This is a genomic window from Rhizobium indigoferae (genome assembly GCF_034554815.1).
Taxonomy (GTDB): Bacteria; Pseudomonadota; Alphaproteobacteria; order Rhizobiales; family Rhizobiaceae; genus Rhizobium; species Rhizobium leguminosarum.
Genome location: NZ_CP140639.1, coordinates 145,624 through 167,686, shown reverse-complemented (window position 1 = coordinate 167,686; position 22,063 = coordinate 145,624). Strand labels below are relative to the sequence as shown.

Genomic DNA, 22,063 nt, shown 5'->3' with positions numbered 1-22,063 from the left:
TCGTGATCACGCGCTGATTCCGAATTCGGCAGATGATCCCGTTCTATGCGCTGATCATCCGCTCCAGTTCATCCATGTCGGGGACGATGATATGTCGAAAGTTCTCGATGCGAATGACACCGCTCTTGCGCAGCTTGGTCAACTTGCGGCTGACGGTTTCAATGGTCAGACCGAGAAAATCGGCGATCTCGGCGCGGGACAGCGGCAGGTCGAAAGAGGTGGTCGTGGCGGTCTGCGGTTCGGCGTGGGTGGCGATGAGGTGGAGCAGGCTTGCGACCTTCTCCTCGGCGGTGCGCCGGCCGAGCGTCAGCATCCATTCGCGCGCGGCGTCCAGCTCCTTCAGCGCCTGATCGTGCAGGCTGCGCTGCAGCTTCGGCGTCTCCGATATCATGCGGTCGAGCAGGTCGCGGGGGAAGACGCAGATTTCGGCGTCGGTCGCAGCCTGAGCCGACAGCATGTTTTCGGGCACGAAGGGCCTGCCGACGAAATCGGGGGCGAATTGCAGGCCGACGATCTGCTGGCGCCCGTCCGGCATCACCTTGCAGAGCTTTACTACCCCGCGCATGATGTTCGAATAGACAGAGCTTTCCGACCCTTGAGCGATGATCTCGCTGCCGGCATCGACCGTGCGGCGCAGCGACTGGCGGCCGAGCTCTCGGAGTTGGTCGCTCCACAGCGCGCCGCAGACGACGCCGTGCCGCGCTTGGCAGGAAGCGCAAGCGACGGGAGTGCCGGCGTCGGAAACCTTACTGCGTGCAACGTCCATTTCCTGATTCCCTTCAAAATCCGCGTGTGCCATGATGTGGCTGCGCATGCTGGGCGTACCCCAGACGATTACGCCGTGATTGCGGGTTCGGCTATCCCGATTTCTTCCGGCGCGGCTTGATGATTACCAATTTCGCCGGGACCGCGAGTTGATCCAGATCAAAGTTTCGGTGCCATGGCTGTTTTTGGAAGCGCCTGCCTCGACACGAGGCCGTCCCGCACAATCCTTCAAACTTGAACGACGGAGCAAAGATCTTCCAATCCTGGGCGACGAAGCCGCCGACCTGTTTGCGCACGAGCATTTCCCAAATTGTATGACGGTTACTCGCGACGGGGAAAGGGTTCAGGTCGAAAGGCATTACGGGTTCCTTCAGCTGGGTCGCCCATACTCTCTCTAGCCGGTTTCCAGTTGACAGTCGAGTATGTTTGTGCGACGTACGTACTAACACAGTGCGCGCAGCTGGTGCGGCCCGAACGCGATCGACGTTGTGTCAGATGACCTCCTGAAGGAACGGGCGGATGACTGTCTATCTAATCGGAATCGACGGCGGTGGCACCAGCTGCCGTGCGGCAGTCGCCGGTGCGAACGGGAGTATCCTTGCGCGGGCTCAAGCCGGGCCCGCCAACATTCTTTCCGATCCGGATACGGCGCTCGACAACATTGCCAGTGCGACCCGCGCGGCTTTCTACGCAGCTGGCATCAATGCGCGTAGCATCGCCTCGGCGCGTGCAGTTCTTGGGGTCGCGGGCAATAATGTCGGCGAGGCCGTTCACTACGTGAGAAACAGGCTACCCTTCGCCGAGGCGGACATCGAGTCAGACGGGCTGATCGCGCTACAAGGCGCGCTTGGCGATAAAGACGGAGCCGTCGCCATTTTAGGAACAGGCACGATCTACATCTCCCGCCACTGCGATTCGGTAACCTACACCGGCGGATGGGGCTTTACTGTCGGCGACCTCGGCAGCGGCGCTCGTATTGGACATGCGCTTTTGCAAGAAGCGCTGCTCGCATATGACGGCATCCATGACATGTCCGCGATGACCGCCTCAGTCCTTGCGGAATTCAAGAATGACCCACGCAATATCGTCGAGTTTGCGCGGCAGGCAAAGCCCGGCGCCTTTGGTCGCTATGCGCCGCGCGTATTCGAGCACATCAAACAGGGTGATGCCGTCGCCGCGCGCCTGTTGAAAGAAGCCGCTGTTTCAGTTGACGAAGCACTTGATCGTCTAGTCGCTCGAGGAACGCAGAAGATTTGTCTGCTCGGGGGATTGGGGCCGCTGTATTCGTCCTGGATCGCTGCACGGCATCAAAGATTATTGGTAACTCCCGAAGGCGATGCACTGAGCGGGGCCGTGGCCCTGGCTGTGTCGCGCTTCGGGCATCTGAAAGCGATCGAATGAGTGACAGGCTTGCGGCCATGCTTCCAGGATGGGGGATAGACATCAAGGGCGCCGGCCCGCTCTACCATAGGCTTCGCCTGGTGCTTGAAAAGGCAATCCTGTCGGGTAAACTCAAAGAGGGCGACGTTCTTTATTCCGAACGAGACCTCGCTGAACATCTCCGCGTTAGCCGTGTAACGGTCCGCAAAGCAATCGACCATCTCGTCCAAGACGGCTTTCTGGTCCGTCGCCGCGGCTCAGGAACCTTCGTTGGCGGATCGGCGGTCCACGCAGATCAGCCTCCGTTATGCGCGAACTCTTTGACGGGTAACATTTCCTGGCGTGGATCGGACACGAAAGTCGAGTGCATCGAGCGCCGCACGTCTCATCCCGCACCAGAGGAGATGATGACACTCGGCCTGTCAAGCGACAGTCACGTCGTGCGCATCACCTGCTTGCGGAGCTCGGTGGGCCAGCCGCTTGCGATCGAACGCACGTGCATTTCCTCGGAGTTCCTGCCCCACGCTCGTACCGTTACCTCTTCTATCTGCAACACACTCGCGGACGCAAACTTTAGACCCGTTCGTGCGATCCAGCGCACTTTCGCATCCAACATCGAAGATCCGGACGCCTTCTTGCTTGGCGTGGCGATTGGAACGGCTGGTCTTTTGACAAAGCGCGTTGCCTATCTTGCTTCGGGCCGTGCGATCGAATTCACCCGCTCACTTTTTCGAGGCGATGCCGGAGGTTTTGTCAGCAAGCTCACCTTTCTCGAAAACTGACCGCTCTTCTTACAAGACAGGATCCTATCATGCAGGCCACCGTGCAAACGAACATGCGCCGTGAGATCGACGAAATTCCAGAAGCTGCGGCCAGATTGCTCGATCGCTTAGCGAAAGACTTCGCTGCCACCGGAGCGGCTTTGCGGGCCGAGGACTCCACATTCGTCGTCACAGCCGCGTGCGGCTTGTCCGACCACGCCGCCATGTCCCTGAAATATTCAATCGAGCTAAGCGCAAAATTGCCGTCGCTTCGATTCGGCTTTCACTCGCTTCAATCTACGGTCTCGAGCCCAACTTGGTCGCGGGCCCCCTTCCCAAGGCAGCCACGCGCGCCATCGCCGCTTGGATTGCGCTGAAAATACGCTTCCCGCTTGCGGGACCCACCAACGCCATGAGCATGCTGAGCACAGAGGTCGGCTTGTGCCTGAAGACGACGCAGATCTCTTGGTGTTGACCCTAAGTTTGAGTTGAAGTCGAGCTGGACAGGTGGGCCAAAGGGTTTCGAGACAAGCGATCATGGTGATCTTGGATCAAATTTGCACAGGTTCTCCAATCTTATGGTCGATGTTTTCCGCTCGGAAACCTACTGGCTTTAGCTGAGTGGGACCAGCGCGTCATGAAGATAGCAATGCTCTCGCCGTTTGAACGAACCTGTCTCCATTGGATATCGAGAGGCTGGACTGTAGCTGATATCGCGTTGATCGAGGGAAAGGATACCGCTGAAATTCAGGCGTGCGTGGAGCGTGCGGTTATTTCGCTCAACGCCGACTCAGTGGAACAGGCGCTCGAGAAAATGAAGCTCACGAGATCAGACTGATCGCATCATGGTCGCTGGCGCCGGACACTTTCACCTTACATTGCATGCTGCTTGTAAATGCACCGTTTTTGGCGACGTCGGGCCCGCAGCAAGATCGCGCCATCGGTTTGAAAATGGAGAGAATGGCTCCTGCGGTCGGCGGAACGCAGCCGATCCGAGGTGACCACGAAAGCAAGCCAATCCGCGCGTTTGTGATGGGTCGTGGCCGAGTTCCGGATTCCACGAATAACACGCTGAAAGGTCCGCTCGCGAGCTGCGGCCGCTGCCGCTCCGCGGCGTGGCTATCGCGCCCGTCCCGAGCCTTTGAGGAGCCATCGAGCGGGAATTGGCCCGCTCCCACTGGAGCCCTTCTAAACTCGCTCGATCATTACCTCGCACAGTCCCGCGCCTTCCAGCTCCCATGACCTGATGGTCCGGTCACCGTCTTTGAAGTCGAGGGTGAATACAGCGTCTTTCCCTCTGACGAGATCGATGCCGACGACGACCTTGAGATCGTCCCTGAATTTTTCCCCTGGCCGGCGCTTAGAGCCGGCCTTTGGCGTGCCGCTTGCGAGAAGCAGGCCGCAAGGGAGGCTTCGCCGAGGCCGTGCATTGCATGATCCGACAATTGCCGGTCGCGCCCTTGCAGCCTTTGCTCTTCGCGGCGGGCCGAAGGGTGCCCACGAAGCGACGGGCAAGGAAAGGCAATGGAGGCCGATCGCAGTGCGATCGGGAGCAAAATGAAAAGAAGAGAGATAGAGGCGCTGCGTGAGCAGGTGAGGTGCGCGGCCGTTCTTGAACAGGCGAGGTTCGCCATCGACATCAAGGAAAGCACGCGGCGGGCAGTCAAGTTTCGCCGCGGTGGTGAAATCATCATCGTCACGCATGAGGGGCGCGGATGGTTCGATCCGCTCAGCGATGCGAAAGGCGATGTCTTCGGGCTTGTCGAGCATCTCGATCATGTCGGTTTTCTCGAAGGCGCCGATAGGGTCGCGGATCTCGTTGGTTTCGAGACCACGGAACCGGAGTGGCAGCCTGCGAGCCGTGATGGAGGATGCAACCTCTCTCTTGCCGAGCGCTGGCAAGCGCGCCGCAGCCCATGGCCCGATTCATCGACGTGGCGCTACCTCAACGGCGAGCGCCGGCTGCCAGCACCTATACTCTGTGAGGCGATCAAAGCGGGGCTTCTTCGGGAAGGCCCGCGTGGCAGCATATGGGCAGCGCATACGGACAATGCCGGCGTGGTGACCGGATTGGAGGCGCGCGGACCGCAATACCGTGGCTTCGCCTCTGGAGGAGCGAAGGTTCTCTTCCGTCTCGGGTTGGATACTGCGTTGCGCCTGGCCGTCACCGAAGCCGCGATCGACGCCATGAGCCTTGCGGCAATCGAAGAGTTGCATGACGGCACGCTCTATCTCAGCACCGGCGGCGGGTGGTCGCCGGCCACGCAAGCCGCACTGCGGGAATTGGCCTCCCGACCGGACGCCCGGCTGGTCGCTGCGACGGACGCCAATACACAAGGGGATCTGTTTGCCACGCGATTGCGGTCGCTTGCCGAGGATGCCGGTTGCGAGTGGACCCGGTTGCGCCCGGCCGAGGAGGACTGGAACGAAACCCTGAAGGTCAGGGAGAAAGAAAAGAGGGAAAGAAAGGCAGGAAGCGTGCCGCATTCGCACCGCCCGCGTCAAGGGAGGCGTCGCCCGGCGGAGCCGGCCCTTGACCCAGCCGGTCGCGATGCCGGCGCCAGGCAAGCGGTCATGAAGGGCTGAAGGGGATGGCGAGGTCGATAGGATGGCGCCGCACTTCGGTCCGAAAACGCGTAAGGAGCCGCAGATGATCCCCTCTCCCGCAACCACTAAGGTTTTCCAGGGTGTCGCAAGCCGCCAACAGATGTTCCGCATGTTTGACCGCCACGCGGAGCGCCCGAAGCGTTGGGATGGTGATGGCGCGCCGTTCTACTCGGGCGAATGGTTCGAGATCGGCGAGACCGAGCATGACTACATGTTCGAGGTCCTTCAACCATTGTGGACCCGAGGATCCCTGTTTGCGATGCGCGAGTTCATGACTGGCTCGGTGACATCATTGGTGGCTTCGATCTAGTCTACGATGGCGAGCGTCAGCAAGTCTGACGGTTATCGCTACACCACCATGCTTCAGCGCACGGGCGCGCGGACTACGAGATCGATCTCGCCGTCACGGTGACGCCACTCGGCGCCGTCTTCCGCCTCGAGCATGCGCTGGATGATTTCGACGGGGGAGCGGGAACGCTATCGCCAGCGGCTGGAGGAAGCGCGCCGGCGTCTTGCTTCCTACCAGTCCCGTCAGGGTGGCGATTTTGCCTTCGCGAGTGAGTTGGCCGAAAAGCGCCGCCAGCTCCGGCAGATTGAGGCGGAGCTGGCGGCCGAGGCGCGCGAGGCAGGTACGGTGGCTCCGAGGGAGCAACCCGATTTTGGAAGCAGTGCAGCATATGCATAGGTGCGTTGCACAATAAATGTTTTCCATCTGATCAAAATATCACCATAGTGCACACAGCTGATGCACATGGCGGTCTCCTCCCAGTGCCGCTGCAACAGCTGTTCCCCTCTGGAGGTTAAATAACCTTCACACTTCATGGGCCTCGGTTCTTCCGACGGCCCATTTTTTTGTTCCCGCTCAACCGGAATTCTGACCTTCGCATGGGATCGCTCGTCTGAAAAACAGGAAAAGAGAGTGAAAGAGAAACCGGTCGCAGATCGGTCCTCCCGTCGCCACTGTCGCTCAACCGCGGCCTGCGCATCCCGGCCACTCGTCCTTCGCAAGGCTGTTAGCCCCGCTTGTACTTCGTGGCCGGGCCGCTCGCCCGCAGTTGCGCCGGTCGGGCCGCTCTGCGGTCCGGGAGATGTCTTCAGGAAAAAATGAAGACAGGAAGGACCGGCAGGAGGCCGCGTCCCCATCCCCGGAAAGGAACACTCCCATGCAACTCATGAAGGTCGATCCGCGTGCGCTGAAGGACAATCCCGACAATACTCGCCAGTCGAAGTCGACGCCCCAGGCCGACGCGCTGCTGCTTGCGACCATCAAGGCCGTAGGCGTAATACAGCCGCCCGTTATTTTTGCCGAAGCCGCCGGCAACGGCTATATCATCGAAGCCGGTCACCGGCGCACCCGCATGGCGATCGCGGCGGGGATCGAGGAAATCGATGTCATCGTCGTCGAGGCGGCGAACGACAACGGCGCCATGCGCTCGATGATCGAAAACATCGCGCGCGAACCGCTCAACCCCGTCGATCAATGGCGCGGCATCGAGCGCCTCGTTGCTCTCGGCTGGACCGAGGAAGCTACTGCGATTGCGTTGGCCCTGCCGGTCAGACAGATCCGCAAGCTTCGTCTGCTCGCCAATGTGCTGCCTGCGATGCTCGACCACATGGCCAAGGGCGACATGCCGAGCGAGCAGTAGCTTCGCACGATTTCCGCAGCGTCACTCGACGAGCAGAAGGAAGTCTGGAAGGCACACAAGCCGAAGAAGGGTGACACGGCATCCTGGTGGGCGATAGCCAACGGCCTCACCAAGACCCGCATGTTCGCGCGCGAGGCGAGTTTCGGCGACGATCTCCGCCGGGCCTACGGCATCGAGTGGGCGGAAGACCTGTTCGGACCGGCCGACGAGGATAACCGCTACACCACCAACGTCGAAGCATTCCTCGGTGCGCAGCAGGAATGGATGAGTAGCAATCTTCCCAAGAAGGGTTCCATCGTCGAGCTCAACAATTGGGGCCAACCGCAATTGCCGCCGAAGGCGGAGCGTGTCTACGGCAAGCCCGGCAAAGGCGGTTGCACCGCCATGTATCTCAATCGCGAGGGCAAGGTGCAGTCCGCCCATTTCCGGTTGCCGGAGATCAAGAGGGCGAAGCGAAAGAGCGATCCGACCGCGCCCGGCGGCGAGGACAGAAACGAGGCCATCGACGTTGCAGCGAAGACCCGTCCCGACGTGACCCGAAACGGCCTCGACATGATCGGCGATTTCCGCACAGACGCTCTGCACGAGGCACTGGCACGAGCGCCGATCGAAGACGTTACCCTCTTGGCGCTGCTCGTCCTCGCATTCGCCGGGCAGAACGTCTCGGTCGATTCCGGCTCCGAAACCTCCAACCATTTCTACGGCTCCAGGCGTTTCGCTCGGCACGCCGTCCGGCTGATCGGTGAAAGCGGCAAGCTGTAGTTCGACACGGATACGCTTCGTGTCGTGGCCAGGTCGACCCTGATCGACGCACTGTCGGCGCGGACCAACCGCACGGACAGCGGCATTGTCGCCCGGATCGCCGGCGATGCCATAGGCGCCGACACCTATCTTCCGAACATGGGCACGGAGCAATTCCTCGCGTGCCTATCGCGTCCGGCACTGGAAGCGTCCTGCGGCGGTAGGAGTGTCGCTCCCCGCCCGCGCGTCAGGGACACCCGGGCTGCCCTTGTCGAGCACTTCAAGGAAGAGCGTTTCGTGCATCCGTCTGGCCTCTTCGCACCCGATGACGTGAAGATGGGCGATTGGCTGGCCAAGAACATGGAGCAAGGGGGCGAGGACGACGATGCACCCGCCGACGGGCCGATGGGCGGCATCGAGGACGACGGCAACGCAGCCGACACCGAGCTCGAAGAGCTGGATGAAGCCGACGCTGACACCGGCACTGAGGATCCCGATACCGCTTACGGAATTGCGGCCGAGTAACCCTGCCCCACCACTCCATACTGATCGATACCGCCGCCGGCCATCACCGGCGGCGGCTTTGTTTCCTCACCTCAAAACAGGAGAACGAGGATGTCTGCGTCTTTGGTTTATGAGCTCGCCCCGAGTGGCTCGATCGTCGCCCGGTGCGACGGCACGCCTCGCCCGCCCGAACGCCAAAGGAAGAAGCTCGCCGCAGGGAAAGCCGCTACAGCAAGGGCGGCTGATCCGAAGGTGTCGACCACCGTCAAAACGCGCAGTTTCTTTCCGGTGGCGAACTGATCGTGAACGAAGTCCGTCGCCCAGACATCATTCGCTCCGACAGCCATTTGCCGATCCTCGCGAAGTTTGGCCTTTACCCGGCGCTTGGGCGTCTTGTTCCGCAATTGCAGGCCCAAGTCCCTGTAGAAGGCGATAGGTTCGCTTGATGTTGGTGCCCCAACCCTCGCGTTCCAAGAGCACATGCACGCGACGATAGCGGTACCGCACACGCGTTTCGCAGATCTCACGAATACGACGTTCCAGACCGGCCTGATCGGCGCGGAGAGAGGTGTAGTGGTAGGTGGACCGATCGAACTTCGACGCTCCACAGGCACGCCGGATCAAGATCATCCAATCCCGGCACATGTCCTTCACCACCCCCCCCCCCGCTTCCGAGCAGGCCTTAGAGCTTTCGCCGAACGACGTCCTGTAGCATCTCGTGATCCGCGTCAGATCCGCGACGATCCGTTTCAGCCGAGCGTTCTCGTCCTCGAGACTATTCTGCTTCTTCATCTCCGGCGGCAACATGCCGGCGTACTTTTTCTTCCAGTTGAAGTAGGTCGCCTGGCTGATACCCGCCTTGCGGCAGATCGCAGCAACAGAGACACCTTCATCGCCTCGTTTCAGAATGACGCCTTCTGCGCGTGCGAAAATTGCGATGCCTTCATCGTCTTCCGTTCCTTTCCCAGCCAGGAAAATGCACCGACGCCGGTCCATTGCGTAGTGAACTCCTCGTGCGACAGCTTGCGAGTGTCGCCATAGGCTGGGTTCATGACGGCGAGCCACCTCGCGTCGACCGCTTGGAAGTCGCATAGCGAGGTCCAATTCCGCCGCGTCATTCCTACGGGAAAATTCGTTCTCACGCAGCAGGTTGAGAAAATGCGCCTGCTCGGCCTTAACCGTTTCGGTGAGGAGGCGGACAGGGCTGATGGTGGTCCCGGACGAGATCAGAGCTTTGAGGTCAATGGCAAGATCGCTGCTAGCGCGAATATTGGCTCTGACCGCCATGAGCTTTTCGCCAACCACCTCATTATCGAGGGTGAGGATCTCCTGATCTTGCGCAACCCGGCCGTCGTCTAGGATGCGAGAAACGCGCCCGGAGAAGGGCGCGACCAGGGGGATGGGTATCTATGGGATGTCTCGGGGATTGTTCAAATCTCCCCGCTCGTAGCGCAGCCTTCATGACTTATCCGATTTGAAGCCCATCGGACCGCCTCTCCAACGCGGTAGTGATCGCGGGCGGATTGCGACACGACATGTCGGCAGCCCTACAAAACCCTCCGAATAGCGACAACGAAACATGTGCAATCCCGGAGGCTTACCGGCGCAACCTGACTGGCACGAGTAGTGCTCAGAGTAAGCCAGGTCGCTACAGACCTAATCCGACTTTGGGAGATCAAACGACTATGGACACCGTGACCTTATCAAACGAGTGCCGGACATTCAGGCGCCTTATATCGTCTCTACCGGAAAGCAGACAATTGATGGTGACCCGGCCCAGGTGGGACCCGGAATTGCAAAGAGGCTAACCCTCCGGCAACTGACTTACAGGCGTCGCTTGCACAACCCTACGGCGTCTAATGCGGAGAAGCATAATCGGTGTTCAAGACTAATGGGAACTCTTTGACGACCTCCATCTGCATCAAGGCTCGGTGTCTTCCTTTCACGACGGGGACATCTCCATGCTTTCAAAAGAAGGACACTATCGCAATGGCCCGCACCCGCAGAAGCCATTTCAGAAGACGAGATCATAAGCGTGCGTCCAACAGACGCCGCGTTTCTAAATCGAAACAACTCGACCTGATCCTTAACACGCTCATTCCTGGCGCACGAAGCGCAGGATAAAACACTGGTGGAGAATAAAAATGACCTCTCGTTTAGGCATAGACTCTCCAGCTCCGTCAATCAACGTACAGCACTGGCTGCGCGGCGATCCGCTTTCCAACTTCCAGTCCGGCAAGATATACATCCTTGAGTTCTTTTCGACTACCTGCAGTGGTTGCGGGCCGGCGCTGTCCCACTTGGCGCAGCTGCAGGAGGAATACAGCGACATGGGAGTTGAGGTCATCGGCGTCGCAGCAAATAAGGAAGCTGCAACGGCTGACAAGGCCCGAGCTCAGGTGGACGCATGGGCAAGTAAATGGCTCCCGAATACGAACATTCGGATCGCGTTCGACTACTCAGGCGACATGGATAAGCATTGGAAGCAGGCTAGCCTAACTTTCCATGTTCCACAGGCGTTCGTTGTCGACCGAGACGGCAGCATCGCCTTTATCGGTCATCCGGATGCGCTCGAGGACGTTCTGCCAAAAGTGATGGACGGCAGCTGGCGCGCCAGCGCCGAAGCAAAAAATGCCGAAAACGAGCGCATTGCCGAAGCCGAGATCGCTGCTCCTATGAGAGCGTTGTTTGATCGAATCCGGGCGGCGACAGAGATTGAGGATTGGAAGACGGCGCTCTCGGCCATTAAAGAGGGCATCAGCCGTTTCCCGGACAACTTCAAGTTCCACCAGCGGCATGTCGAGACATTGATGGGAGAAATGCGGGACATGGAGGCGGGCTGGACAGCACTAGACCAATTTGCTCGCACTGCAATTGAACGAAACTCTGAAGATTGGCTGCTCGCGGCGATGCGAGAACTCTTCGGTCCCTATGATTACTCGGGCCTTCCATCTGCGGAACGCTTTTCGATGGGCAAGGAGCTCTCCGAACGAATCCTGAGACTGTATCCGCAGCAGGATGCTCTCTCACGCGCTGAGTCTTACATGACGATTGCCCGTTACTATCATGAAAGCGGCGATAATGACCGCGCTGTGGATTTGATCGAGCAGGCTTTGAAGTTCTTGGACGGAGAGCCTCTCCCGGACGTCGAGAAGCATGAACGGATGGTGGCGCATTTGCTGGATCGCCTGACGAAGTACAAGGGTGAGCAGGTTTGTTATGGGGAGATTTGTGCGGCTCCGCCGAAGCAGAGTTGAAAATAGCAACCTGTTGGCGCTGCTCAGGCAGCGTCGACAGGAATTCTAACGAACCATTGGAGCAAAACGCATGTTTGATCCGACCGGATCGCGCGCGTTTCGCGCGAGCTTCTGCATCGGACAGGTTCGCGGATCTGTGGGCCGGGTCCCGCGGCTTCGCACTCGAGTGTACCCCGACAGGTGGTGGCTCTGTGCCAGAATGTCTGATGTCGAGCTGAGGGAACTCCTGAACGACGCATCGTGGGTTGCCCAAAGCCAGAAAGTCCAAACATCTCCGGACGATATCCAAAACTTCACAAGCAAATACCGGGTCTCGAAGACGCGACCCCCAGTCAGGCGATTTAAGCTCGCTTTAGGAACGAAAGCCGCGTGTCTGGCCCAAAGTCTTTGCCACTCTCAATCTGTATCCGCCGCAGTTGGCGGGTCAAGCGAGGTGAGGCGGACGCTGAAGATTGGGGGAGGGATGTGACGATGCCGCGCGGCCTGAAACAAGCAGTCATCACTTGTCTGCTCACGAGAGATCCGGCGCGAGTCTCGAAGGACAATTCGGCCGCGGCGCGCAAGCTGGTCAAAACGGTTTAAGACAAGGAGGAATAAAGTTGCTACGCAAAAAAAGCAAGGTCGCTCTCACCAGTGCATCTCGTCGGCGAACGCTCTTAGCCGCATTAATATTTGCCCTCATTTGCGGACGATCGGTTGAGGCCAACGCTCCTCAAGTCATCAACCACGACGCGGTGCAAGGGTTTCCCGACAGCACCACCGGCTACCTCAAGACCTACCAGCCTTACCTCAAGGTCTCTGGCGGATGTGTGCCTTTCCCGGCAGTAGATGCCGCCGGCAACGTCAGCGGCGGTCTGTATCCATCGGGCTTTGCGTCGGGCGGTTGCTCGAAGAACCTTGGACAAATTTATGTCAGGGGGGAGGACTTTAGGGGCGAATGCGCCGTCATGTATTCTTGGTTCTTCCCCAAGAACAAGATCGGACCTTGGCCATCCACTATGGGGTCCCGGTATGATTGGCAGAATGTCATCGTATGGCTATCAAGTTGCGACGGCCAAGCGCACGTCAACGCGGTCAGCTACTGGAGCAATCGTGGTTACCACACGACGACAAAGCCGCACATGCATGGAACGCATCCACTGGTTGCGTATGTGAATAACGACTCAATCGGGTACACGGTCGTGGGCACGAGAACCCGTGGCGGTACGCAGCCTGCAATCAGTTGGTCCGATCTGACCTATGAAGCAATGCTCACGCTCGACTTGTACGACTTCGGCGTGGGCGTGCCGTTCATCGATCGCAATTTTTACCAAAATCTGGCCAAGGCGTATTATCATTGATGCTGGGGTTGCTTGCGGCGCTAGAAGATCGTGTATCAAGTCATCCGCGTTTCGGGCGGAGGGATAGGTGTGACCGCAGTTAGGTCGGGTCTTCTTCTGCCCGGCATGGTGACGGCGCGGCGAGAGACAAGCCGCCATCGATTGCATTAGCCGGTAGATCAGGGGTCGGGCCGAGCGCATCACGGTCACTGAGAACGCCAAGCTCCACTTGCACCGCCGGGCGAGTCGCGTCCGGCCAAGGAACAGCTGTTTCAGGATCACGTCGAGCGGCACATCTTCCAGCGGCGAACGGGAAATCGCCGCTCCTGGCTCGCAAACTCGAACGCCCGGAGTTGACGATAGCCACAATGTGTACGGCCCCCGGCGATGACTCGGACGGTGCGGCGGCGTGAGCCCAACCGGAGCGCGGGCTTTCGTGGCTGCTGATCCGAGCTGGAGGAAGGGATGCGGGCTACCGGTCTCAAGGGCTTCTCTCCTCCGTGGTTCGTTGTCATAGCCCCGCCCCTGCCGGTCTGCCCTTCGTGTTCGCTGCGGTCTGAACCGGCGGCCCGATCGTTTCAAGGCCGCTGGCGCGCCGCGGAGCGGCCGGTCCAGCCTTCCTCGCAAAACGGCTCCGCGTCCTGCGCGGGGCTTTACCCCGCTTGTCCGCAAACCCGTTTCGCTCGTCCGGCCCTCCCGGACCTGTGAAAGCGCCCGTCCTCAACCGGTTCCTGTCGACCGCATCGAAGGGCAGACCGGCAGGGGCCGGAGCCGCTTCGGTGGAAACTACGAAAGGAAGATCACATGGCCAAGCCCGTAACAACTCGATCCGCAGCCCGCGTCGTGCCGCTCCGCAAGGGCGCTACCCTCGAAATGGTCAGGCTCACATGCCCGGACACCGCTCAGGCGATGCTAATCGCCGAGAATCTCGGGACCGCGGTGGTCGACAGCGACGGCATCCGTGAGCTCCACGAGCGCCTGATAATCGAAACCGCCGACAGCCTCTCGGACGGCCTCGGCGAAAAGGCGATGCAGATCCATCTCCAGCGCATCGTCGGAGCCTATGTCAGCTCGGCGCACGGAGCCGGCCAGTTCTACAGCCGAGCAGTCTCCGAGGCCCGCGCCGCCACCGCCAAGTCGGCAAACGATGCCCGCGACGAGGACCTCGATGGCCCGGTCGGCTACGACAGCGCCGCCCAGCGCAAACGGGAATTCGCAGCCGATATGGGTATACAGTCCCACGCGTTGCGGATGGCCGCCGAGGGCGCTGTCGCAGCCTACGGCCAAGTCATCGGCGAAGCCTGGAAGCCTTTCGACCGCCCAGTCGACAATCCTGGCCACTCGCTCGACCGCAAGGCGGCCGAAGCACAGATGGCGGCTTTTGGTTGAGCCGTTTCGGGCGGAGCTTCGGCTCCGCCACTACTTCCCTCTAATCTTAGGTCGGTTCCTTTCGGACCGGCCTTTTTCCATGTCACGCGAAGGAAGGAAAGGAAGAACACGGACGCTGCCCGCCACGCGGCCCCGTCCCGGTCGGCGGTCCTGCAGGAGCCGGCGGCCTGCCGCAACGGCTTCGCCGTCCTTCTCTCCGTTCCGGCCGTTCCGGTGCGGCAAGCCACCCGATGGCTCCTGCCTTCGGACCTCCGCGACGGGGCCGCGATGGGCGCAGCCTCAAACGGAGGATAATGACATGAGCAGGAAAGCCGAAGGCGAACGCGCCGACATCTATGCGCGAATCACGGATAGGATCGTCGCCGATCTCGAAAAAGGCGTAAAACCTTGGATGAAACCCTGGCACGCGGCCAACACGGATGGCCGGATTACCCGGCCGCTGCGCCACAACGGTCAGCCCTATTCGGGCATGAACATTCTCCTGTTATGGTCGGAGGGAATGGCGCGCGGCTTCACGTCACCCATGTGGATGACGTTCAAGCAGGCGCTCGAACTGGGAGCGGCGGTGCGCAAGGGCGAGACCGGTTCGACGGTCGTCTTCGCCAGCCGCTTCACCAAGTCCGAGGCGGACGGCAATGGTGGAGAAGTCGACCGGGAGATCCCGTTTCTGAAGGCGTACACCGTTTTCAATGTTGAGCAGATCGATGGGCTGCCGGAGCACTATCATCACCGACAGAATGCGGTACTCGGTCCATTCGAGCGCGTCGAGCACGCCGATCGCTTTTTCCGCAATACGGGAGTCGTCATTCGGCATGGCGGCTCGCAGGCTTATTACTCGCCGGTCACGGATCACATCCAGATGCCGCCGTTCGAGACGTTTCGCGATGCCGCGTCGTACGTGGCAACGCTGAGTCACGAAAGTTGCCATTGGACGGCGCGCCCTGATCGCGTCGGTCGCGATCTCAGCCGATATGCCAAAAACAAGAGCGAACGCGCCCGCGAGGAGCTGATCGCCGAGCTCGGCAGTTGCTTCCTGTGCGCCGATCTCGGGATTATGCCGGAGTTGGAGCCACGGCCGGACCATGCCTCTTACCTCGGCTCGTGGCTGAAGATTCTATCCGACGACAGGCGGGCTGTCTTCCAAGCCGCGGCGCATGCCCAGCGTGCTGTCAGCTTCCTGCACGGTCTCCAGCCCATTCAGGCCGATGAGAGAGCGGCTGCATAGGGGTCGTCACGGTCGGTCGTTGTCACCGCAACGGCAGACAGCTCTTTCGGCGCTCTCTCCGCGAGCGCGTGCTGATCGGACTTGAGGTCCAGTTTCCCCCATATCGATGGTTTCCGATAGGTGGCTTTCAGCTTTCGGGACTGCTTGATTTCGACGATAAACGGCTTTGTCTTCTGACGCATAGATCCTCCAGGCGCCGAATCGCGGCCCGACAATATCGCGTTGATGAGAGGAGGCAACTGCCCGGGCAGCCGAGTTTGTCGTATCCAAACCCGTTGCCCTGACTCAGAGACAGGGCAATGGGTTCGCGGCGGCAACGTTCCGGCACGACTGGGCGCTGACGAGGGCCGCCATGTCAAGTTCCTCCCACCGCTGTCATAGGCCACGTCCTCCGCGTGCTCGATGAGGCATGTCTGATCGGCGACCGGCTTCGCCTCGATCGTTCTCCCGCAACGGTCGTCCGCAACTTTCTTCCCCTGAGCGCTGCGCGCCCATTCCTCGCGCAACAACAAAGCCGCGGCCGACCGCCCTCCACTTCGTTTCAGCCCCTTCGGGGTGCGGTCCGATCGTCCCCGATCCTTGCGACAGCCATCGAGGCCGCGAAGGGCGCGGCCCGAAAACAACCGAAAGGAACAGACAATGGCTACCATCGGCATCTTCACCGCAAACGAAAACGGCTTCACCGGCTCGATCCGCACCCTCGCACTCAACGTCAAGGCCCGCATCGCTTGCGTCGACAACCCCTCCGACAAGGGTCCGCACTTCCGCATCTACGCCGGCAATGTCGAGCTCGGTGCCGCCTGGCAGAAGCGCTCCGGCGAGAGCGACCGCGACTATCTCTCGGTCAAGCTGGACGACCCGAGCTTCCCCGCCCCGATCTACGCAACGCTCTCCGAGGTCGAAGGCGAGGACGGCTACCAGCTGATCTGGTCCCGCCCCAATCGGGATTGAGATCTCAACAAGGCCCCGCCACCGAGGCGGGGCCAACTGGCCGCTTCGAGAAAGCCGGTAACGGGCGTCGAGCCCGCTCCCGGCTTTTCGGGTGCGATACGGAGAGGTGGGGTCTGCTCATATCGAGCCAATCGTGCCGTGGAGCCGGGCCAGCTTCAAGGATGAGCGGTTCCCCCAAAATGCTGACGCATTTCGGCTCCCCCACTCACCGCCACTGGCGGTCGCATGCGCGATCCTTGACCCTGACCCACCATCACGCCGGTGGGCGTCATCTTTCTCAAACATCAAGGAGATGACGATGATCGAACAACACATCGAAGAACTGCGCGCCGAGCTGAACGCCTGCATCGAGCCCGCCGAGCGTCGCGAGATCGAGGCCGAGCTCGAAATCGCCCAGGCCGAGCTGATCGTGATGCTTGGTGAACAGGACGGTTCCATCGACGTCGAGCCGCCCTTCTGAGGGCGGCATATCACCAGCGCTGGGGACCGCCGCCATCCACAGCACGGAGAGGAGCGATCCACTGCGACTCTCCTTTCGATCTCCTGTCATCGACATCGGGGATGCTGCATCCCGTCCGTCGCCCGCAACCTGCCGCCTCCAGAGCTTTGCCCGCCGCGTTGCGGCTCCTCGTGGACGCAAAATTCGGGTTTCGGCAGGTCCTCCCCTCTCCTTTCGGCCCGTCAGGTGCGTCCCTCGTTGCCCATCATGCGGCCTATCCCCGCGATATCCGCATTTCGAAAGGAGAAAATACCGTGCAAGAGCTCGTTCAGTTCCTCACCGCGACCGGCCGTCGGCTCCGCACTCTCGGCAAGGTGATCTGGTCACTTCTTCCGCAAGGGAAAACTCGGCCTCAAACTGGCCATCAAGATTCCCTTCGTCGTCGAAATCGAGGCGTCGTTCGAGACCGACTGGAACCGGCGCGAGTGATGCGTCACCAGGGCCGCTTCGTCGGCCCCTCCTCTACCAGCTGGAACGCGGAAAACAATTATGGTCAGCTTCCCTAATATCGGAGCGTTGCTTTTGGCCGATAGCCGCGACCACGCTTTTTGCTTCAGCAACTCACACTCGAGTGGCCGGGACGTCAGGATCAGCGCATGCTTGCTCTCGAAATGCCCCTGCTCGCGCCCAAAATGCGCCCGCCGCTCGGCATCGATCGCGCGGGTCGCTGGGTCGGGAAAATGGCAACGGTCTTCCGATGGAGTGAGTCGGGCCGCGCGTGCCCGCGCTTGTGTTAGCGGCTATCTACCGTGCGAATACGTACATTAAACCTGCGTAATATTCAACTTGTGCCCTTGCTCTAAAAACAAAATTTAACGATTTCTAAATCCCGTGGCAAACGGATGGATTCTGGAATGGAAAAGATCGCGGCTATCATGAATTTCAAAGGTGGTCTGGGAAGACCACCACCGCTGCGCATCCAGCGCAGTATCTCGCTTTGCGCGGTTACGTCAGCCCGCTGGTGTCGGGCAAAACGAAACCCTTTATGGGGCTATTAGGTACGATGATGAGCAGGTGCCGATCGAAAAGCAGCTTTTACGCCGCCGCGCCTTTGTTCGCAGCCTCGGTAGAGGTGCAAGCCTTGCGATCGGCAGACAGATTCAAGGCGGTGGTCGACCACCTGAAGCCACGTCGAATTGTGCGTGGACTGCCGGACGTCATGTCAACTCCGGGTGGAGGCAGACTAGCGCAGGTAAAACAGACCAAGTCCAAGGTGGAGGTCACGATCGACAGGAAAGCAACGCCGGACTTTGCAGCATTCGTTTTGGAACATTTGCCGGCGCTCTATGAGGCGCACCGTGCAAAGCATCAACTGAAACAGGGAATTTAACGGCAAAGAAAAAGAGCTCCCAAACCTTGCCGTCGTGGAAGCCCTTCTGTTTCCTTAGCACGAACAGAAATCGCATTTCCCCGAATCCCAGTCAAGAGTCTTTGGCACCGTAATTTGGTGAGCAGCTTTCTATTGCCTTTTTGAAGGTGAAGAAAATGCAGATTGGAAGTGTGACGACGCCCTTTGGGCGGCGGCCGATGACGCTTGGCTCGGTGAAGCTACAGCTTGCGACGGCCGAGATCAAGCCAGGTAAGACCGCGGACAAATGGAAGGTGTTTAGGGATGCTTCCGAAGCGAGGGAGTTGCTTGGACTGCAAGATCGCAGCCTTGCCGTCCTGGACGCGCTCCTGAGCTTTTATCCGGACACCGAATTGCGCCAAGACGCGCAGCTCATTGTTTTCCCGTCCAACGTGCAATTGGCCCTTCGTGCGCACGGTATAGCAGGTGCCACGCTTCGTAGACATCTGGCCCTTCTCGTAGAGGCGGGACTGATCGTGCGGAAGGACAGTGCGAATGGAAAGCGCTTCGCCCGGAAGGACAAGGCCGGTGCGATCGATAGCGCATTCGGCTTTGATCTGTCACCGTTGCTCATGCGAGCGGAAGAGCTTGCCGTGATGGCGCAACAGGTCGTTTCCGATCGCTTTGCCCTCCGCCGGGCGAAGGAAGATTTAACGATATGCCGGCGTGACGTTCGAAAGCTCATTTCTGCTGCGATCGAGGGAGGTGCGTCGAGCAGTCGTGGCGCGCTGCGAAGGCGTCGCCCGCATGGAGGAGCGCTCATCCCGGTCGGAGGCTAGTTCACGCCGGACCGCGGAGCGGATCGCCAAGGAAATTGCCTCGCTGTGCCCCGACTAAGAGGGAATACACCAAAACTCAATGAGGCTGACGAAGGCTGCTCCGATGGAGCGGGTAAGTTTGTTGGCGGCAAATGTTGTTGGCTATTGACTGGTCCAGGCGAATCATTAGATTGCGTGACGGAAGATATACGCCAAGGCGTATTTAAACCGTCATGAGGCAATTTAATGCACAACCTGAGAATCTGCGCAATCAAATATTCACCTTATGCCTTTTATGCCTTTCTCTAAAAACAAAATTTAACGATTCTAATCAGGGGCAAACGGATGGATTCTGGAATGGAAAAGATCGCGGCTATCATGAATTTCAAAGGTGGTCTGGGAAGACCACCACCGCTGCGCATCCAGCGCAGTATCTCGCTTTGCGCGGTTACGTCAGCCCGCTGATGTCGGGCAAAACGAAACCCTTTATGGGGCTATTAGGTACGATGATGAGCAGGTGCCGATCGAAAAGCAGCTTTTACGCCGCCGCGCCTTTGTTCGCAGCCTCGGTAGAGGTGCAAGCCTTGCGATCGGCAGACAGATTCAAGGCGGTGGTCGACCACCTGAAGCCACGTCGAATTGTGCGTGGACTGCCGGACGTCATGTCAACTCCGGGTGGAGGCAGACTAGCGCAGGTAAAACAGACCAAGTCCAAGGTGGAGGTCACGATCGACAGGAAAGCAACGCCGGACTTTGCAGCATTCGTTTTGGAACATTTGCCGGCGCTCTATGAGGCGCACCGTGCAAAGCATCAACTGAAACAGGGAATTTAACGGCAAAGAAAAAGAGCTCCCAAACCTTGCCGTCGTGGAAGCCCTTCTGTTTCCTTAGCACGAACAGAAATCGCATTTCCCCGAATCCCAGTCAAGAGTCTTTGGCACCGTAATTTGGTGAGCAGCTTTCTATTGCCTTTTTGAAGGTGAAGAAAATGCAGATTGGAAGTGTGACGACGCCCTTTGGGCGGCGGCCGATGACGCTTGGCTCGGTGAAGCTACAGCTTGCGACGGCCGAGATCAAGCCAGGTAAGACCGCGGACAAATGGAAGGTGTTTAGGGATGCTTCCGAAGCGAGGGAGTTGCTTGGACTGCAAGATCGCAGCCTTGCCGTCCTGGACGCGCTCCTGAGCTTTTATCCGGACACCGAATTGCGCCAAGACGCGCAGCTCATTGTTTTCCCGTCCAACGTGCAATTGGCCCTTCGTGCGCACGGTATAGCAGGTGCCACGCTTCGTAGACATCTGGCCCTTCTCGTAGAGGCGGGACTGATCGTGCGGAAGGACAGTGCGAATGGAAAGCGCTTCGCCCGGAAGGACAAGGCCGGTGCGATCGATAGCGCATTCGGCTTTGATCTGTCACCGTTGCTCATGCGAGCGGAAGAGCTTGCCGTGATGGCGCAACAGGTCGTTTCCGATCGCTTTGCCCTCCGCCGGGCGAAGGAAGATTTAACGATATGCCGGCGTGACGTTCGAAAGCTCATTTCTGCTGCGATCGAGGGAGGTGCGTCCGGCAACTGGGAAAGCATCGAAGCGATGTACAGCGGTCTCGTGGGCAGGATTCCGCGCTCTCCGACGCTCAGTGAGGTGAATTCAATCTTGGACGAGATGGAGCTCTTGCGGCAGGAGGTCACCAACATCCTGGAAATGCAGCAAAAAGACGAGAATTATAGCACCAATGGTGACCATAATGAGCGCCACATACAGAATTCAAATACCGAATCCATCTTTGAACTTGAAACACGCTCCGAAAACGAGCTGGGCGCAAAGGCGGTGGACGATGATCGGCCGCAGAGGAAGCCACTCCAGAAGCTTTCTCTTGAGGTGGTGCTGCGGGCTTGCCCCGAGATCGCGATATATGGGCCGGGCGGTATGATCGGAAGTTGGCGCGACATGATGCATGCAGGGGAGGTCGTCCGGTCGATGCTGGGCGTCAGCCCGTCGGCCTATCAAGAGGCCTGCGAGGTGATGGAGCCGGAAAATGCGGCGGTCGTAGTGGCTTGCATCCTCGAGCAGGCAGGGGTCATCAACTCGCCTGGGGGATATCTCCGAGATCTCACACGCAGGGCGGCACGGGGCGAATTTTCACTTGGGCCGATGATAAACGCACGTCGGCAGAGGAGACTGAAGGCGGAGTCAGGTTAAAAGCGTTCGCATTTACTCAGCCCCATAGCCGGGAGCTTTGAAGAAGTGTCGTCATTCTGAAAGCGAGAAGACGCTGACGATCTCGCCGAGGGCTTGGAGTGATGAAATCGAAGCTTCGGGTTGGTCGTTTGCGCCCCAAAGGTCTGGAGTTTGGAAAATGCCATTTCGGTGAGATTGGGCGGATAAGCGGCAGGAAGAGGAGCCCGGCGCCTTGGATTTAACCAACTGACTAGCTCCTGTCGCTTTTGTCGAAGCCGTTCGGCGGGCAAATGATTCACAGGATCATTTGCTTTTCCGCTTCACTGTCGAGGATGACGACGTCGCCGCTTGACAGCGTCGTAGCGAGTTGTGTTTCGATCCAAGCTTCGAAGATGCGCCGGTTCATTGGTGCAGTGACGATCCAAGGGGCGATCTGGCTATTTCAGCGCAGGCCGGCGTTGAAGGTCTGCGTATTCCAATGGCCGAAGGGCGCGTGGGTGCGATAGCGCTCGCCTTGGATGCCAATCCGGCGCGCCTGGTCGGCTTGGTATTGGTTGCGTGATCGGCCGACTGTAGAGCGTGGACCAGCAGACCGCGTCACGCCAGTCCGATGCACAACTCATCGAGCGTGTGTTAGGCGAACTGAGAAACTGGAGAGGCGCATTGCCTCACTTGGTTGCTACCGGTAGAGTCTACGACCCGAGGCGAAGAAGCCGTTGCTGTCTTCCTGGTCCGGA

The 22,063-nt window shown here is 59.5% G+C and carries 14 protein-coding genes and 13 pseudogenes; 21 read left to right on the top strand and 6 right to left on the bottom strand.

Translation table 11 applies throughout. From position 1 onward, the window contains the following. Positions 1–43: 43 nt before the first annotated feature. Positions 44–766, bottom strand: coding sequence for a Crp/Fnr family transcriptional regulator (locus tag U5G49_RS36105; RefSeq protein WP_193446222.1), 723 nt, complete (start codon positions 764–766; stop codon positions 44–46). A gap of 91 nt (positions 767–857) precedes the next feature. Next, positions 858–1,124, bottom strand: a complete 267-nt coding sequence (locus U5G49_RS36100; RefSeq protein WP_193446223.1) for a hypothetical protein — start codon at positions 1,122–1,124, stop codon at positions 858–860. 160 nt (positions 1,125–1,284) lie between these two features. On the opposite strand from U5G49_RS36100, the gene U5G49_RS36095 reads away from it, so the two are divergent. From U5G49_RS36095 to U5G49_RS36065, 7 genes and pseudogenes are all read left to right on the top strand, one after another. Further along, positions 1,285–2,166: an N-acetylglucosamine kinase gene (locus tag U5G49_RS36095; RefSeq protein WP_193446224.1), complete on the top strand. Its 882-nt coding sequence runs from the start codon at positions 1,285–1,287 to the stop codon at positions 2,164–2,166. After that, complete coding sequence (locus tag U5G49_RS36090) at positions 2,163–2,927, top strand: GntR family transcriptional regulator (protein WP_193446225.1); 765 nt, start codon at positions 2,163–2,165, stop codon at positions 2,925–2,927. The genes U5G49_RS36095 and U5G49_RS36090 overlap by 4 nt, the downstream gene beginning before the upstream one ends. 29 nt (positions 2,928–2,956) lie before the next feature. Beyond that, positions 2,957–3,297, top strand: a pseudogene (locus tag U5G49_RS36085) (SIS domain-containing protein); the annotation flags it as partial. Positions 3,298–4,463: 1,166 nt separating this feature from the next. Continuing rightward, on the top strand, positions 4,464–5,492 hold the full coding sequence (locus U5G49_RS36080) for a DUF3991 and toprim domain-containing protein (protein ID WP_246289409.1): 1,029 nt from the start codon (positions 4,464–4,466) through the stop codon (positions 5,490–5,492). Between the two features lie 64 nt (positions 5,493–5,556). Next, positions 5,557–5,808 (top strand): annotated as a pseudogene (locus U5G49_RS36075) (DUF1419 domain-containing protein); the annotation flags it as partial. Beyond that, positions 5,805–6,198 (top strand): annotated as a pseudogene (locus U5G49_RS36070) (hypothetical protein); the annotation flags it as partial. The pseudogenes U5G49_RS36075 and U5G49_RS36070, both read left to right, overlap by 4 nt. Before the next feature lie 478 nt (positions 6,199–6,676). Further along, positions 6,677–8,425: pseudogene (locus U5G49_RS36065) on the top strand (ParB N-terminal domain-containing protein). A gap of 227 nt (positions 8,426–8,652) precedes the next feature. On the opposite strand, the pseudogene U5G49_RS36060 reads toward U5G49_RS36065, so the two are convergent. Further along, positions 8,653–9,351 (bottom strand): annotated as a pseudogene (locus U5G49_RS36060) (transposase); the annotation flags it as partial. A gap of 211 nt (positions 9,352–9,562) precedes the next feature. On the opposite strand from U5G49_RS36060, the gene U5G49_RS36055 reads away from it, so the two are divergent. From U5G49_RS36055 to U5G49_RS36030, 6 genes and pseudogenes are all read left to right on the top strand, one after another. Beyond that, positions 9,563–9,763 (top strand): hypothetical protein, encoded by a 201-nt coding sequence (locus U5G49_RS36055; RefSeq protein ID WP_193446228.1) that lies wholly within the window; start codon positions 9,563–9,565, stop codon positions 9,761–9,763. A gap of 367 nt (positions 9,764–10,130) precedes the next feature. Further along, a pseudogene (locus U5G49_RS36050) lies at positions 10,131–10,271 on the top strand (nitrogen fixation protein FixA); the annotation flags it as partial. A gap of 277 nt (positions 10,272–10,548) precedes the next feature. After that, positions 10,549–11,661 carry a TlpA disulfide reductase family protein gene (locus U5G49_RS36045; RefSeq protein WP_193446229.1) on the top strand — a complete coding sequence of 371 codons (1,113 nt, stop codon included), beginning with the start codon at positions 10,549–10,551 and terminating at the stop codon, positions 11,659–11,661. A gap of 599 nt (positions 11,662–12,260) precedes the next feature. Beyond that, the gene (locus U5G49_RS36040) at positions 12,261–13,001 is read left to right on the top strand and encodes an NPP1 family protein (RefSeq protein ID WP_193446230.1); all 741 of its coding nucleotides are present in this window, start codon (positions 12,261–12,263) and stop codon (positions 12,999–13,001) included. 783 nt (positions 13,002–13,784) lie between these two features. Next, entirely contained in the window at positions 13,785–14,369 is a 585-nt protein-coding gene (locus tag U5G49_RS36035) for a hypothetical protein (RefSeq protein WP_193446231.1), read from the top strand. Between the two features lie 298 nt (positions 14,370–14,667). Next, positions 14,668–15,594: an ArdC family protein gene (locus U5G49_RS36030; protein ID WP_193446232.1), complete on the top strand. Its 927-nt coding sequence runs from the start codon at positions 14,668–14,670 to the stop codon at positions 15,592–15,594. Here U5G49_RS36030 and U5G49_RS36025 read toward each other — a convergent pair. Next, positions 15,567–15,776 carry a hypothetical protein gene (locus U5G49_RS36025; protein WP_193446233.1) on the bottom strand — a complete coding sequence of 70 codons (210 nt, stop codon included), beginning with the start codon at positions 15,774–15,776 and terminating at the stop codon, positions 15,567–15,569. The two genes, U5G49_RS36030 and U5G49_RS36025, sit on opposite strands and share 28 nt — an antisense overlap. A 457-nt stretch (positions 15,777–16,233) precedes the next feature. On the opposite strand from U5G49_RS36025, the gene U5G49_RS36020 reads away from it, so the two are divergent. Next, entirely contained in the window at positions 16,234–16,545 is a 312-nt protein-coding gene (locus U5G49_RS36020) for a DUF736 domain-containing protein (RefSeq protein ID WP_193446234.1), read from the top strand. Between the two features lie 298 nt (positions 16,546–16,843). Then, the gene (locus U5G49_RS36015; protein ID WP_193446239.1) at positions 16,844–17,005 is read left to right on the top strand and encodes a hypothetical protein; all 162 of its coding nucleotides are present in this window, start codon (positions 16,844–16,846) and stop codon (positions 17,003–17,005) included. 605 nt (positions 17,006–17,610) lie between these two features. On the opposite strand, the pseudogene U5G49_RS37250 reads toward U5G49_RS36015, so the two are convergent. After that, positions 17,611–17,745 (bottom strand): annotated as a pseudogene (locus U5G49_RS37250) (conjugal transfer protein TrbE); the annotation flags it as partial. A 138-nt stretch (positions 17,746–17,883) separates the two neighbouring features. Between U5G49_RS37250 and U5G49_RS36010 the strand changes: the two are divergent. The 6 genes and pseudogenes from U5G49_RS36010 to repC (U5G49_RS35985) all read left to right on the top strand — a co-directional run. After that, a pseudogene (locus U5G49_RS36010) lies at positions 17,884–18,073 on the top strand (nucleotide-binding protein); the annotation flags it as partial. A gap of 16 nt (positions 18,074–18,089) precedes the next feature. Continuing rightward, positions 18,090–18,374 (top strand): annotated as a pseudogene (locus tag U5G49_RS36005) (plasmid partitioning protein RepB); the annotation flags it as partial. Between the two features lie 155 nt (positions 18,375–18,529). Further along, positions 18,530–19,105, top strand: a pseudogene (repC, locus tag U5G49_RS36000) (plasmid replication protein RepC); the annotation flags it as partial. 387 nt (positions 19,106–19,492) lie between these two features. Next, positions 19,493–19,682 (top strand): annotated as a pseudogene (locus U5G49_RS35995) (nucleotide-binding protein); the annotation flags it as partial. A gap of 16 nt (positions 19,683–19,698) precedes the next feature. Then, positions 19,699–19,983 (top strand): annotated as a pseudogene (locus U5G49_RS35990) (plasmid partitioning protein RepB); the annotation flags it as partial. Between the two features lie 155 nt (positions 19,984–20,138). Continuing rightward, positions 20,139–21,347, top strand: a complete 1,209-nt coding sequence (repC, locus tag U5G49_RS35985; protein WP_322790968.1) for a plasmid replication protein RepC — start codon at positions 20,139–20,141, stop codon at positions 21,345–21,347. Positions 21,348–21,642: 295 nt separating this feature from the next. Here repC (U5G49_RS35985) and U5G49_RS35980 read toward each other — a convergent pair. Continuing rightward, positions 21,643–21,825: pseudogene (locus U5G49_RS35980) on the bottom strand (IS630 family transposase); the annotation flags it as partial. Between the last annotated feature and the right edge of the window lie 238 nt (positions 21,826–22,063).

Bases quoted from the DNA above. Each gene is read 5' to 3' on its own strand.
- U5G49_RS36105 (WP_193446222.1), bottom strand. From the start codon at position 766: ATGGACGTTGCACGCAGTAAGGTTTCCGACGCCGGCACTCCCGTCGCT.
- U5G49_RS36020 (WP_193446234.1), top strand. From the start codon at position 16,234: ATGGCTACCATCGGCATCTTCACCGCAAACGAAAACGGCTTCACCGGC.
- U5G49_RS36080 (WP_246289409.1), top strand. From the start codon at position 4,464: ATGAAAAGAAGAGAGATAGAGGCGCTGCGTGAGCAGGTGAGGTGCGCG.
- repC (WP_322790968.1), top strand. From the start codon at position 20,139: ATGCAGATTGGAAGTGTGACGACGCCCTTTGGGCGGCGGCCGATGACG.
- U5G49_RS36025 (WP_193446233.1), bottom strand. From the start codon at position 15,776: ATGCGTCAGAAGACAAAGCCGTTTATCGTCGAAATCAAGCAGTCCCGA.
- U5G49_RS36035 (WP_193446231.1), top strand. From the start codon at position 13,785: ATGGCCAAGCCCGTAACAACTCGATCCGCAGCCCGCGTCGTGCCGCTC.
- U5G49_RS36100 (WP_193446223.1), bottom strand. From the start codon at position 1,124: ATGCCTTTCGACCTGAACCCTTTCCCCGTCGCGAGTAACCGTCATACA.
- U5G49_RS36055 (WP_193446228.1), top strand. From the start codon at position 9,563: ATGCGCCTGCTCGGCCTTAACCGTTTCGGTGAGGAGGCGGACAGGGCT.
- U5G49_RS36095 (WP_193446224.1), top strand. From the start codon at position 1,285: ATGACTGTCTATCTAATCGGAATCGACGGCGGTGGCACCAGCTGCCGT.
- U5G49_RS36090 (WP_193446225.1), top strand. From the start codon at position 2,163: ATGAGTGACAGGCTTGCGGCCATGCTTCCAGGATGGGGGATAGACATC.
- U5G49_RS36015 (WP_193446239.1), top strand. From the start codon at position 16,844: ATGATCGAACAACACATCGAAGAACTGCGCGCCGAGCTGAACGCCTGC.
- U5G49_RS36030 (WP_193446232.1), top strand. From the start codon at position 14,668: ATGAGCAGGAAAGCCGAAGGCGAACGCGCCGACATCTATGCGCGAATC.
- U5G49_RS36045 (WP_193446229.1), top strand. From the start codon at position 10,549: ATGACCTCTCGTTTAGGCATAGACTCTCCAGCTCCGTCAATCAACGTA.